Source organism: Streptomyces sp. V4I8 (assembly GCF_041261225.1).
In the GTDB taxonomy this organism is placed as follows: domain Bacteria; phylum Actinomycetota; class Actinomycetes; order Streptomycetales; family Streptomycetaceae; genus Streptomyces.
Window position 1 is genome coordinate 96,623 of record NZ_JBGCCN010000002.1, and the last position, 12,994, is coordinate 109,616.

Annotated in this window: 10 protein-coding genes and 1 pseudogene; 6 read left to right on the forward strand and 5 right to left on the reverse strand. The window is 67.4% G+C overall.

Going from position 1 to position 12,994, the window contains the following annotated elements; translation table 11 throughout:
* Positions 1-129 precede the first annotated feature (129 nt).
* Entirely contained in the window at positions 130-624 is a 495-nt protein-coding gene (locus tag ABIE67_RS46500) for a hypothetical protein (protein ID WP_370270038.1), read from the forward strand.
* A 35-nt stretch (positions 625-659) separates the two neighbouring features.
* Here the strand turns inward: ABIE67_RS46500 and ABIE67_RS46505 are convergent, their stop codons facing one another.
* Positions 660-1,382 carry an IS6 family transposase gene (locus tag ABIE67_RS46505; protein WP_370270042.1) on the reverse strand — a complete coding sequence of 241 codons (723 nt, stop codon included), beginning with the start codon at positions 1,380-1,382 and terminating at the stop codon, positions 660-662.
* A gap of 627 nt (positions 1,383-2,009) precedes the next feature.
* Between ABIE67_RS46505 and ABIE67_RS46510 the strand changes: the two genes are divergently transcribed.
* Positions 2,010-3,101, forward strand: a complete 1,092-nt coding sequence (locus ABIE67_RS46510; RefSeq protein ID WP_370270046.1) for an AAA family ATPase — start codon at positions 2,010-2,012, stop codon at positions 3,099-3,101.
* 665 nt (positions 3,102-3,766) lie between these two features.
* Entirely contained in the window at positions 3,767-4,342 is a 576-nt protein-coding gene (locus tag ABIE67_RS46515; protein ID WP_370270049.1) for a hypothetical protein, read from the forward strand.
* Positions 4,343-4,488: 146 nt separating this feature from the next.
* Here ABIE67_RS46515 and ABIE67_RS46520 read toward each other — a convergent pair whose 3' ends face one another.
* Complete coding sequence (locus ABIE67_RS46520) at positions 4,489-4,815, reverse strand: hypothetical protein (RefSeq protein ID WP_370270053.1); 327 nt, start codon at positions 4,813-4,815, stop codon at positions 4,489-4,491.
* A gap of 89 nt (positions 4,816-4,904) precedes the next feature.
* Here ABIE67_RS46520 and ABIE67_RS46525 point away from each other — a divergent pair, with 89 nt between their 5' ends.
* A complete protein-coding gene (locus tag ABIE67_RS46525) occupies positions 4,905-6,071 on the forward strand; it encodes an IS630 family transposase (RefSeq protein ID WP_370270057.1) in 1,167 nt (388 codons plus the stop codon).
* Between the two features lie 130 nt (positions 6,072-6,201).
* Here ABIE67_RS46525 and ABIE67_RS46530 read toward each other — a convergent pair whose 3' ends face one another.
* Complete coding sequence (locus tag ABIE67_RS46530) at positions 6,202-7,461, reverse strand: Fic family protein (protein WP_370270062.1); 1,260 nt, start codon at positions 7,459-7,461, stop codon at positions 6,202-6,204.
* Positions 7,462-9,360: 1,899 nt separating this feature from the next.
* Between ABIE67_RS46530 and ABIE67_RS46535 the strand changes: the two genes are divergently transcribed.
* Together ABIE67_RS46535 and ABIE67_RS46540 are read left to right on the forward strand one after the other, a co-directional pair.
* A complete protein-coding gene (locus ABIE67_RS46535) occupies positions 9,361-10,740 on the forward strand; it encodes a hypothetical protein (protein WP_370270066.1) in 1,380 nt (459 codons plus the stop codon).
* On the forward strand, positions 10,737-11,387 hold the full coding sequence (locus tag ABIE67_RS46540; protein ID WP_370270849.1) for a hypothetical protein: 651 nt from the start codon (positions 10,737-10,739) through the stop codon (positions 11,385-11,387). The genes ABIE67_RS46535 and ABIE67_RS46540 overlap by 4 nt, the downstream gene beginning before the upstream one ends.
* Here the strand turns inward: ABIE67_RS46540 and ABIE67_RS46545 are convergent.
* A pseudogene (locus ABIE67_RS46545) lies at positions 11,370-11,753 on the reverse strand (IS6 family transposase); the annotation flags it as partial. The gene ABIE67_RS46540 and the pseudogene ABIE67_RS46545 sit on opposite strands and share 18 nt — an antisense overlap.
* A gap of 16 nt (positions 11,754-11,769) precedes the next feature.
* Positions 11,770-12,966: an IS110 family transposase gene (locus tag ABIE67_RS46550; protein WP_370252016.1), complete on the reverse strand. Its 1,197-nt coding sequence runs from the start codon at positions 12,964-12,966 to the stop codon at positions 11,770-11,772.
* Positions 12,967-12,994 lie beyond the last annotated feature (28 nt).

A 12,994-nucleotide genomic window follows, 5' to 3' on the forward strand; every position in this document is an offset into this window, starting at 1 on the left:
CGTGCACTTCGTACGGATCGACACCCGGCGCGGCGTGAAGATCGGCGGCCTCTGGTACGGCGCCCACAGCCGCGTCCTCGAACCCCACCGGGGCCGCCTGTCGGGCCGGGGCGGCCGGCACGCGGGGAAGTGGGCCGTCCACCGCGCCCCCGGGACTGCCGCCAGGTCTTCATCGAACTGGACGGAGCCTGGCACGAGCTGCTCTGGAACGGGCTCCCGCCTGGCCAGGAGGCGCCCGCCTTCTCCGATGCCCACGTCGGGGACGTCCTGCGACAGGCCGCCAAGGCTGGGCTCAAGCCCCGCAGCGATGCCGAACTGCTGCCGGTGCTCCTCGGCTTGGTGGCCTCCAAGACGCCGGTGGACGCCTGGCCGACCCAGATGACCCGGCAGCAGAAGACCGAACGAGCCCGCAACCTCGCCCGAGCCCAGGCCGCGGTCCTCGACCGGCCCGCACCGGCGCCGCCTCCAGGACCGTCACCTGCAGACGCCCGGGCTCTGCACCGGCAGGCCACCGCGGCCGTCGAGGCAGACCGGCGGCGACGCCGCATGGCCGCCGTCCCCGTCCCGCCGCCGGCGCCGCAGCTCCTGGCCGAGGGCTTGTCAAGTTGTTGGTGGTGCAGTTGAGTTGGGGCGTATTCCGGTGGTGTCGGTGGCCGCCGTCAGGCGGTCGTGGCCAGGAGGGTGGTGCCGGTGATCTGGTGCCAGACGGTGTGGCGGTTGGTCATCTCGGTGCGGTAGTCGGAGGCAGACATCAGATGGCGGCGGGGGCGGAAGTGGGGTGAGATGCGGGAGAAGGAGGCGAGGAACCTCTGGGCTGATCCGACGCTGCGGAAGCCCTTCATAGCCCGTTCGCGTTCCCTTGTGATGATATGAGAGTTTTCCGCCCGGTTGTTGAGATATTTCGAGGAGCGGTGCTCGACGGACGGCATCACGTCGCGGTGGGCAGCCCCGTAGGAGCGGAGTCTGTCCGTGACGATCACCCTCGGCAGGGTCTCGGTGCCTTTGAGGAGCTTGCGGAAGAACCGCCGGGCCGCGGCGGTGTCGCGGGTGTTGGTCACGAGGATGTCCAGGACGGTGCCGTCCTGGTCCACCGCGCGCCACAGGTAGCGCATCCGCCCGTTGACCTTGATGAACACCTCGTCCAGATGCCACTGGTCCCCGGGTCGGTGCTGCCGGCGGTGCAGCCTGGCGGCGTAGGCGGGACCGAACCGCTCGCACCACAGCCGGACCGCCTCGTACGACACCTGGATGCCACGCTCGAAGAGGAGCTCCTCCACATCACGCAAGGACAGCCGGAACCGGTGGTACAGCCAGACCGCGTGCGCGATCACCTCCAGCGGGAACCGAAACCCCTTGTATAACGGCGCTGCAGCGGTATCCATGACCGACCCTCCCACGACGATCTCCACCAAGATCATCACACGCCTCCGTGAACTTGACAGCGCCCACGACCTCAAATTCCGTAGATCATCGGTACACAAACGAGCGCTCTTCCATCAATGAGCCGCACATGAAGCGCCAATTTCTTATCGCCAACAGAGGCTTTTGACGGACCACCAGTCACCAAGAGCCGTAACGAGACGAGACGTCTCACCACGAGGCTCGCTTGACACACAGTCAAGGATTCGCAAAATGGCCCCTGACCTGCATGTTTCACAAAATCACATACTTCACTCAGTTACTCACTCGGGCACTCACCCCCGAAGCGGAGCGAAAGACGGAGACGCTCTGCAAGATCTAATGCCATCTGAATGCACGTATACATCCAAGCCAATACGCCACTCCCTTGCGAATAGATGGCGGCGCAGGAATGAAGGATAAGGTTGATCTTGACCCTCTCAACCCGCCCTGAAAAGAGACACGGTGACGTGACGTGACATAAGCTCACGGGGCCGTGTAGGGTCACGCACGAGCATGACGGGACACGCGAGCCGGTTGCGGATCGGTGTAGCCACTGTGGGCTAGCTTGCGCGTGGTCCTCGTGGCCAACTCGGGACTGCGGAGCAACCTTGGAACTCTTTGAATACACAGAGCTGCAGAGTCGGCTCAGTGCGATCGCCGACTTCGACGATCTGACGGATCCGGAAGCGCTCGAAGCACTCGTCGCCCAGATCAGGCCCTACCTGCGGAACGTCATCGGCTCAACGATCGGTAAGGGGGGCGAAGGCAAGACGACCCTTGCCACCAACCTGGCTTACATGCTGGCGGAGGAGCAGGCTCTCCGAGCAGAACAGGGCAAGTCGGCAAAGCCCATCCTGTACATGGAGATCGATGCAAACGGCGACGGAAGGACCGATCTCGGTCTCGACGCAACGGTCTTCAACGACCACGGGAAGGCTCTTCGGGACGCGATCACCAACGACGGCGGCCTGAAGGTCGTCAAGGGGGTTCGCCCTTACCTGGATGCAACGATCTCCGGCAAGTTCTGCGCCGACATCGCAGGCCGCATCAACAAGCTCGCTGACACGCACGCTCTCGCCGCGTACCTGCTTCTCGCACTCCTCTTGGCGCAGATCTCGCATCTGTACCGTTGGATCGTCCTCGACTTCTCGCCGGGCGACAAGGCCATTCAGCGGGCAGGACTGGCAGCGGCGACGCATCTCGTGTCCCCCATCCACAACACCGACAACGCAGCTCTGCGCGGCCTCTCTACGGTCACGCGACTCATCCGCGCCAACCGTCGTCTCAACCCCGAAGCCGAACTTACGGCGATCGCGTTTCTCGGTTTCCGAAAGGTAAAGGGCGAGCCGACGACGGAGCTCACTAACGTCCGTGCCAAGATCGAGCAGCTGCTGTCGGATGCCGGGATGGATCCGGGACTAATCCTGGACGAGTACGTGCGTGATGCGCGCTCTATCGCCACTCTCTGCCGCAATCATGGCAAGCCCGCCCGCGAGTTCGCTTTGGCTGCGACCGGTAAACTCCTGGACGAGGAAGGCGAGTTGGTTCCCCGACCTCGCGATGAGAACGGGCGATACGCCGACGCGGAGATGTCCGTGAACCTCGCGGATGACTACTCGAACGTGGCACGAGGAGTCATTACTCGAGTGCGACAGCGCAACGCCCAACTCCGTGAGAAGGAAATGCAGGGAGCGTCATGACCAAGTCCACAGCCGCGGGTAAGGCACCGAGCGCAGCGAAGGGCCCCGGGCCGAAGAGCGGCAAGCGCGACGAAGCGGGAGAGAAGAAGCACCTCATCGTTCCCGCGATTGATCTAGGCGGAGGGGACGAGGACGACGAGGAAGACGACTTCCGACCCGGCGGGGGGTTCGTGCTACCGACCTCGCCAAAGCCAGCCGTGACGCCGCCAGTTGCCGTTCCTCCCCAGCAGCGCGATGACGTTCCCGCGGCTTCTCGGGAAGAGGAACTTCCCGAGGCACCCGCTAGCACGTCCTCCAGGGGTAGCGCCCCGGAGCCGCAGCGGACCTCCACAGCTGCCTTCACGGCCGACGAGACCGACCGCTCTGTGAATGGAGCTGTTCAGAGTGCACCTGGCGGAACTGCACCGACTGTCACTCACTCGGACGACTTGCTCTCCCGATCGGCGCCAACGGCTCCGGCTGTCGAGCAGGAGACCGGCGGAGCGTCGACCGGCCCCGTAGTCCGGGAACGCTCATCGGAGCTGGCACGCGCGGAGCGCCCTGCTAGCGCCCCTGCGGTGCGAGGCTCGTCCTCGCTCTCCGGACTTCCGGCTCGCCGGCCCGGCCGACGGCGATCGGCTGAGCCGTTCAACGCTGATGCGCCTAGGCAGCGCAATGAGGCTGCGATGGCCGACCTGGCGGAGAACTCGCCGGGCTACGCCAATCTCCTGACCGTGTACAGCGCTTCTCAGCTCCAGTCCCTGCCGTTCGAGAACCGCAACATCAACCTGTATGGGCTGGTCGCCGACCAGGCTGGAACGCAGATCACTGCGGACAAGGCCCTGCTGAAGACACTTACGCTTCAGCGGCCGAAGCTGACCATCGCCCACTACGTTGACGCTGCCATGGAGCCCGTGCTCCGGCCTCTCGACCCGTCGGGTATCGATATGGATGCCATGGAGGCCGAGCGGGACTACGTGTGGGAACTCGCCCAGAAGGGACTGGCATATCGCCGGTACATCCTGAGTGATCAGGAAAGCGCGAGCATGAGGAACTACCGCCCGGTATGTTCGCTGCGCACCGACGTCAATGCCCGCCTCACGCGCATGATGGATCTCATGGAGTCGATCCAGGACATCCAGGCCAAGCCTTTCGAGATCGTGAGTGCCTGTGTGGCCGAGTTCCTCGGCAGGCTGCCTGATGAGCGTCCGCATCTGGCGTCGTTCTTCCAGAAGCACCTGGTCACGACCACGATTCAGTAGGCCCAGCCGGCAGCCGCGGCTCCTTCTCTGCCCCTTGCTTCCTCCACGACCTGGGGAGGAAGCAAGGGGCAGAGGCGTCCTAAGTGGTCGGCGCCGGAAGTCCTTCGGGGGTTGACTGTGGAGGCGGTGCTGTGGGCTGCGTCTGGTCAGATGTCGAGGGCGGCGAGGTGGAGTCGGCAGGCGCAGTCGAGGGCGTCCGCGGGGGTGCCTGTGGCGCTGCCGGTGGGCCGCAGGGAGTCCTCGTAGCGGTCGCTGCTGGCGTAGTAGAGGGCGAAGCCCCACCTGCTGGCGGCACCGGCATAGCGCAGCCGCATCAGCTTGGCCCGTGCGCCATGGGGCAGTTCCGCCTCGACGTAGGCGAAGGCTCCGCGATGGCGGACGTGCAGCTGATCGATCTGCGGCCAGGCGGTGCGGGCGCGCTCGCCGAGGCGCGCCTGAACGGACAGGCGGGTGTGTTCCGAGGGCGTGGGCATGGCACCCATCCTGCCCGGCAGGCCGGGCCCGGGGACGCGGCAGGCTACGGCCTGTCCTTGATCCGCTTCTCTCGATCGGCCTGCCTGCCTTGCCTGTTGCCGCTGCCCGTCCGATCACCTTGCGCGCTGCCGAGCGCGAGCGGCTAAAACTGATGGCCTACGGCCACAAGACCGAGTACCGGCTGCGGATGCGCGCGCAAATCGTCCTGCGGGGCGCACGCGGACGCTCCAACGCGCGCATCGCCCGGGAGACCGGCCTGCACCTGGACACGGTCCGGTGCTGGCGCGGCCGGTTCGCCGACCAGGGCCTGGGCGGCCTGGGCGACCGCGATCGCTCGGGTCGCCCGCCGGCGTTCACCGCGCTCCAGGTTGCCGAGGTCAAGGCGCTGGCCTGCCGGTTACCCGCCGAGACCGGCGCGCCGCTGTCTCGCTGGTCAGCGCCCGAGCTGGCCCGCGAGGCCGTGGCCCGGGGCATCGCCACGTTCGTATCGGCCTCCACCGTCCACCGCTGGCTTGATCGGGACGCGCTCAAGCCCTGGCAGCACCGCTCCTGGATCTTCATCACCGACCCCGACTTCCGCACCAGGGCCCAGCGCGTGCTGGACCTGTACGCCCGCACCTGGCAGAGCCAGCCGCTCGGCGAGGATGAGTACGTGATCAGCGCGGACGAGAAGACCTCCATCCAGGCCCGCTGCCGCTGCCACCCCACCCTCTCGCCCGGCCAGGCCCGAGCCATGCGCGTCAACCACACCTACAGCCGCGGCGGCGCCCTGGCCTACCTGGCCGCCTACGACGTCCACGCCGCGAAGGTGTTCGGCCGCACCGAGCCACGTACCGGCATCGGCCCGTTCATGAACCTTGCCACCCAGGTCATGACCCAAGAGCCCTATGCCAGCGCGAAGCGCGTGTTCTGGATCGTCGACAACGGCTCCTCGCACCGAGGCCAGAAGGCCGCCGACCGGCTGACCGCCGCGTTCCCGAACGCTGTGCTCGTGCACACCCCGGTCCACGCCTCCTGGCTGAACCAGGTGGAGATCTACTTCTCCGTCGTCCAGCGCAAGGTCGTCTCACCCAACGACTTCCCCGACCTCGCCCAGGTCGCCGACCGGCTCCGAGCCTTCGAAGACCGCTACAACGCCACAGCACAGCCATTCCAGTGGAAGTTCACCACCTCCGACCTGGACGATCTGCTGGCCAGACTCGACCGGCACACCACCGATCACCAGGAAGAATCCTCCGCCGCACCAGCAGCCTGATCAACCCCCGAAGGACTTCCGGAGCCGACCACTAAGTTACGAACCGCCTCCGTTGACTACTCACAGTAGCAATTACCTTAAACGGGCGGCGCGCCGCGTTAAAGGAAAGCTCGCGCTCGTCCCACTGGAGCTATGCCCACGCATCGAGCTCTGGGAGATCCCACTTCGTCATCAGGCGGCGTTCGGCGCCACTGATCAGGTCGAGCACATCGGTGGCGAGGTAGGCGCGGGTACCACGCTCCACCTCCTTTACCTGCACCACCCCGGCGCCGGCCAGCTCCTCCAGGGCGCTCGAGGCCGCAACGAACGAAACGCCCAGCAGCATCTGAGTCGCCCTGGCGGTCACGATGGGGACGCCCGGAAGCTGCTCCATGAGCCGCACCACCGCTGCCCCCTTGCGGGGCTGCCCGCGGCGGCCCAGGGCTTCCCGGTGGTGAGCGAGCTTGGCGTTCCACGCCTTCCGCATCGTGGCAAGCTCATCAGTGAAGCGACGAGCTTCGGAGACAGCGTCCCGCGTAGCGGCCAGAAAGACCCGGATCCAGGCGTCCATGCCGGCGGCCGCAGCTGCGCTGTCAGCGGAGCCGACATACCGGTAGGCGTTCAGGCCAGCGATGTACTCGCGGGCATGCGCCAGGAGCGACATGGAGATGGGCAGGACGTGTCCAACTGCTAGACCCTGCCGTGCGAGCGCGGTGTGAATCAGGGCCCGCCCGGTACGGCCGTTGCCGTCGTTGTAGGGGTGGATCGTCTCGAACTGAGCATGAACCAAAGCCGCTTGAACAAGCGGAAGAGGGTGCTGTTCCGAGATAAACGCGGCAAGGTCGCTCATCAGGGGAGCAACTGCTTCGGGGGCCGGAGGTACGTACTCCGCTCCGTGGGGACTGTCGGAGGTCCCGCCCACCCAGTTCTGCACGGTCCGGAGATATCCGGATGTATCGTGCTGCTCCGTTTCCACCATCAGGGCAGCCTGTAGGTCGTTGATGTCATCCACGGAAACGTCCGACGCTTCGGAGAGCGCAGTGACAGCCTTGCGAAGTGCCAGGACGTTGTTCACGACCTCTCGGGCGCTGTCGCTGATGCCTCGGTGTGTTCGGTGATCGTCGCCGGCCTTAGTGGCAAGCATCAGTTCAAGATGCGCGATGGCTCGAGCGGAGGCTACGACTCCCTCGATGCGCGAAGACGCCACCGCCTCGGAGCGGAGAAGGAAGCGGGCCAAGGACTCGAGATGTGGGCTGGTGGGCGCCGCGTCGTTGAAGGAACGAACCATCCGGTCCACTTCGGCAACTTCGGCAGCAAGTTCAGCCGAAAGTCGGATTTGGCGACCGCTGAGCAGATCCGGCTCGTACGCGGCGAACGTCCGGGGGTGCTGCCCCTCCGCGCCAGGCGTCACACCAGGCTGGGTGGGCCAGCGCCGCTCCGAAAACCTTGCCACTAGACACGCTCCAAAGGTTCAGCCTCAGGCAGATCCATTTAAGGATAGTGTGTGCCCCGTGATGTTTGGTGTGATGCACGGGGTGGTTCCGGTGAGTAGGGCTAGTGCCCGTCTCGCCGAGGGCCGGCCTGTCAGCACGCAGGACACACGAGCTTCGGGACGGAGCGAGGCGCGCCACGCCTCGGCAAGGTCAACGGTGGGATCGTCGCCACGGTCACTCGACGGTGACCTTCAGAACCGGACCGAAAGCGAAAAGGCGACCCTCTGGGTCGCCTCACCGGGCAACTTCGCCAAGTTGCCCATCGCCACTCCTCGGGGTCGCCACCCCGAGTCTTGCCATGTCCGCCGCATCGAGCCGACTTCGTCGGCGTCACTCGCGGTCTGCGGTGCCACCCGCAAATCGCAAGAGGAGGAGAAGCCAACGACAACCTGACCTGCCCATCCCGCCGATCAGGCGGGTTTCAGCCTCACCCCCGCTGACCTGGAGTTTTTCTTCAATCGGTCGAGCGGTCGGTCGCGTTATGCCTTCATCCCTATGCAGTTCTGGAGCAGATTATAGCCGCCAGCCATAGGGCTAGTCTTCCATTGCCAAAATCTGGCTCCTCCGCGTCGCGGGAAGATAACGCCCGTTCCAGCACAAAGAAGACCATTGGTCCACCGAGTCACCCTTCGTCGGCGGCCTCCGTCTCAACAAGCCATCCACTACAGCTAGGGCGCGGCATGGGGTTCCGGCTGTTGACAGCCGCCCGCGCACTGCTTGCCGATCCCAGGCTCGCCGGCCGCAAGGATGTTGTGCGTCTCGGCACCCTCGTGCTGATGGCGAAGGCGAGTCACGGCAGGTGCCGTGTTGAGATCACGGCACGGGAGTTGGCTCGTTGGCTCGGGGTATCGGAGTCGACCGTCGACCACGAGGTGCTCAGCGTTCTCCGTGAGGTTGAAGCTGTTGCTGCGCGTGTGCTGCGGGGTGGCGACGGTCTGCCGACCGGTGTCGAGTACCGGGTCGAGGCTTTGTGGGAGGCCCGGAACGACGTCGGCGCACCTTTGGCGTTGTCGAAGGCCGAGTTGGCGACGCTGCTTCGGTTCCTGGAGGGGTTGTTCGCTCCCGGGTGGGGTGAGCAGTGCGCCACGCCTCCTGGTCTGCTGGCTAGGAAGGGGCGGCGGGGGAGGGGTGCGGCGTCGGATCGGCTGGCTTTGGTTCTGCTGGCCTTGCATGCACGGCCGGACGGGCGGGTGCCGTTGGTCGGTGGCCCCTTGGCGAAGACGGTGGCTCGGCATGGCCGGGCTGCGGTGACGCTGGCGCGGATGCTGGGGTGCCGTGTGCCGGTGGCCGCGACGGTGCTGGGTCGGCTCGTGGCAGCGGAAGCGGTGGCGGTCGCACCGGGTCGACTCGTGGTGCCGGCGGTGGCGGCCGCCAATGGTTCCGCGGCCTCGGTCCCGGACCCTGCCGAGCTCAAGAGTTCCGCATCTGCTGATTCGGCGCCCGCCGGTGATGCGGCGCGTTGCGTTCGGTGTGCCGGATACGAAGAGTCCGACGTCCTTGTCGTGGAAGGGGATGGGTGGCGGCAGCTGTCCTGGGATGACGTTGAGGGCGCCGAGGAGGGTTCCGGAACTGCACCCAGGGATCTCGACGGCTCTGGGAGCGATCTTTTCGCAGGTCAGACCGTCTGTGAGACGTTCCAGGCCAGTCGTGCTGCTGCAGACCCTCACGCCGACCACGCTGCTGTGGCTGATGTACGTGGTGAGAGTGCTGGAGGTCTCGGGTTTTCCGGCAAAGCCGCGTCGGGGTACTGCCGTCAGCCGGTACGCGCGTGCGAGGGCGGGAACTCCCCGGCGCCGGAGGATGGTCTCCGGGGTGACGTGACGGTCGTCGACGGCGGGGCCGACCCGCTTCGCGGGGAAAAGCCTGATCTGCTGCTGGCGGAGGGGGAGTCGGGTTCGGCGGCCTCGGCGTCGACGCTTCAGGCGTGGCGGGATGCGTCGGGGGGGCCGCCGCCCGTGTGGGCTCAGGTGCCCAAGGGGCTGGAGCGTGTGCTGGAGCCGGTGGCCATGGTGTGGGGCCGGCTGGACCGGCTGACGACGCGGCGGTACGTCACGAAGGTGGTCCGGGCGCGGCTCGATGAGATCTCGGGGGCGTGCGGTCCGCAGGTGGATGCCGAGCGGATTCTGTGGGAGCGGCTCAAGCGCCGGTTGACCGAGCAGGGCACAGTGCCCATCACCGACCCGGTGGGCTGGCTGGTCAGCCGTGCTCTGCCGCGCCGGGCGGTGTGTCCCGACGGCCGGTGCGATGACGGACGGCGGATGGACACCCGGGCGGACTGCGCCGCCTGCCAGATGCTGGTCCTGGACGGCCGGGCGCTGCGCTCCCGTGCATTCACCAAGGCGACAACGGCGCTGACTGGCGGCCGGGTTGACCAGCCGGTGTTCGAGGCGGAGCTGAACGCGTGCTGGCAGCGGGAGGCCGCCGCCGCGGCGGTGCGCCGCGAGCACGCTGTCCAGGAGCGGCACGCCCGTGAGCGGGTGTGGACCGAGCAGCGGGCCCGGCACGCGGCCCAGGAAGCCGCCCGGCAGGCGCTTGCCTGCACGGTGTGCGGGAAGCCGGAGACAGCCGGTCTGTGCGGCCGATGCCGCGACGAGCGCCGCGTCGAGGAACTGGTGGCCGAGGCCGTCGACGTGGCCGTGGCCGCCCGGGGCATGGGCGGTGAGGCGTACCGGCTTGATGCCGTTCGCCGGACCGAGCGGGACATGCGTGGCGCGGTCGACCAGGCGGTGACGGAGCTGCTCGCTGCGGGCGGAGGCGTGTTCGCCGAGTCGGTGGCGCTCGCGGCGCGGCTGGCCGCGGAACTCCAGCTGGGCGCACTGCGGCGCCGGGCTGTCAGCCGGTTCGCCTACCAGCCGCAAGCCGAGGCCGAGTACGAGAAGGTCTTCGCCACCGAGATGCGGCGCAGCTACCTCCACGGCAGCCTCGAGGAGGCCCGCGAGGCCGCTGAAGAGACCGCCCAGACGGCACGGTTCAACACGGCGCACACGCTCCTGAACGACCGGCTGCGCACTCTGCAGGCCGCCCGGCCCACGTCCGAGGCGGACGCCGAACCCGACTCGTACGCGCAGGCGGCCGCTCAGGTCCGCGGCCTGATCCGCCCCGCGCCGCCGGAGCACGCCGTGTCCGTACGACGGTCCTCAACTCTGGCTGGCCAGCCGGCGGGTGGCAGCGGGGGGCTGGCGGGGGTGGGGACGTGAACCGTCCCGTACGCACCGTCGCGCACCGGCCTGATCGGCGGCCGTCGTTGACCGAGTGGGTGGAAGGGCTGCCGGGGCTGTCGGGGCGGGCGCGCCGGTTGCTGCTGGAGGGCGACACCGAACGCCGGTACGCGGGCAGGACGGCCGCCGATTCCGGCTACCGGCTGACGATGGCCCTGGCGGTCGCGGTCTCCCAGCCCGGCCGGGAGTGGACCCTCGCGCAGTGGTGGGAGGCCCTGGTACTGCGCCCGACGGCAGGCGGCGCATGGGCGCGGTCCCTGCGCTCGCCCAAGGGGGAGCGCTACGCCGAGGGCAAGCTCGCCGCGATGCTCGACAAGGCGCGCGCGTTCGTGGGCACTTCGGGCACGATCGTGTGCCGGGCCGATGCCATGGTGGCGATCACCCGCCTGCGGGCCGCCGTGGAAGCCGTCGTATGGCCAGGGCCCGGCGGCGGCACCGACCTCAAGAACCTCACCGCGCGACTGCAGCTCGCCGAACAGGCCGGCGGACTCGAGCACGAAGTCTCGGTACGGCAGCTGGCCGAGAGGCACTGTCAACTTGTGGTGAAGGTGGGTGAGTTGCGGTGTGTTGGGGTGCTGGGTGTCGTGGGCGGTGAGGAGGTGGCGGCGGGGGCGGAAGTGGGGTGAGATGCCGGAGAAGGCGGACAGGAATCTCTGCGCGCCTCCGGCGGAGGTGAAGCGCCGCATGGCCCGCTCCCGCTGCCGGGTGGACTGATGCGAGTTCTCCGCTCTGTTGTTCAAGTACTTTGAGCTGCGGTGCTCGACCGAGGGCATCACCTCGCGGTGAGCGGCCCCGTACGAGCGGAGCTTGTCGGTCACGATGACCCGCGGCACGTACTCGCACTCCTTGAGCAGGCGGCGGAAGAAGCGCTTCGCCGCCTTCGCATCGCGGGTGTTGGTCACGAGGATGTCCAGGACGTTGCCGTCCTGGTCCACGGCGCGCCACAGGTAGTGGAGCTTCCCGTTGATCTTGATGAAGACCTCATCCATGTGCTTCCCAATCTGGAAGTCAAGCGGAGGTGGTGACTGGTGGTGTGATGGTGTAGCACCGTCGGTCACGGATCAGGGCCCACAGCACGTTGACGCGCCGGCGGGCGAGGGCGAGCACGGCCTGGACGTGGCGTTTGCCCTCAGCGCGTTTTCTGTCGTAGAACTGCCGCGAGTTGGGGTCGCACCGGATGCTGACGAGCGCGGAGGTGTAGAAGACCCTTTGCAGACGGCGGTGGTAACGCTGGGGCCGGTGGAGGTTGCCGCTGACCTTGCCCGAGTCGCGTGGCGCCGGCGCCACGCCGGAGAAGGCGGCGAGGCGGTCGGGGGTGGGGAACGCCTCCAGGCTGCCGCCGACGGCGACGAGGAACTCGGCGCCGAGGACCGTGCCGATGCCCGGCAGCGACTGGATCACTTCGGCGAGTTCGTGCTCGCGAAACCGGCCCTCGATGAGCTTGTCGGTCTCGGCGATCTTCTCGTTGAGGGCCATCACCTCCCTCGCCAGGGTATGCACCATCTTCGCGATCGCTGTCTCGCCCGGGACGGCGGTGTGCTGGCGCTCAGCAGCCTCGATGGCCTTGGCTGCCAGGGAGTCGGGGTTGCGGACCTTGCGGTTGGCCAGCCAGGTGGTCAGTCGGCGCAGGCCGGTGCGGCGGATGGCCGCCGGGCTCTGGTAGCCCGTCAGGAGCAGCAGCGCTCCGGTGGTGCCCATGTCCAGGGTGCGTTCCAGGGCTGGGAACATGCTGGTCAGCAGGGCCTTGAGCCGGTTGGTGGTGCGGGTGCGGTCGGCAACGAGATCCACACGGCGCTCGGTGAGCAGCCTCAGTTCGATGCTCGCGTCTTCACTGGGGCGGATCGGCTGCAGGTCGCGTCTCATGCGGGCCTGGTCGGCGATCACGTGGGCGTCCCGGGCGTCGGTCTTGCCCGCCCCGCGGTAGCTGTCGGTGGCGCGGTTGACCGCGATGCCGGGGAGGTAGACCAGTTCCTGGCCGTGGTTGACGAGCAGGGCGATTAACAGCGCGGGCTCGCCGCCGGTCATGTCCATCGCCCAGGTGACCTCACGGCCGTCGGCGAGGCCCAGGACGTCACCGATCAGCTTCAGTAACTCCGGTTCGTCGTTGGCCACCCGCCGCGACAGCAACGTGTTGCCGTCGCTGTCCAGGGCCAGGCAGTGGTGGTGGGTCTTGCCGCAGTCGGTACCGGCCAATATCCGGCTCATCGTGCTCCAGTCGTCGTACTTGCCTTGC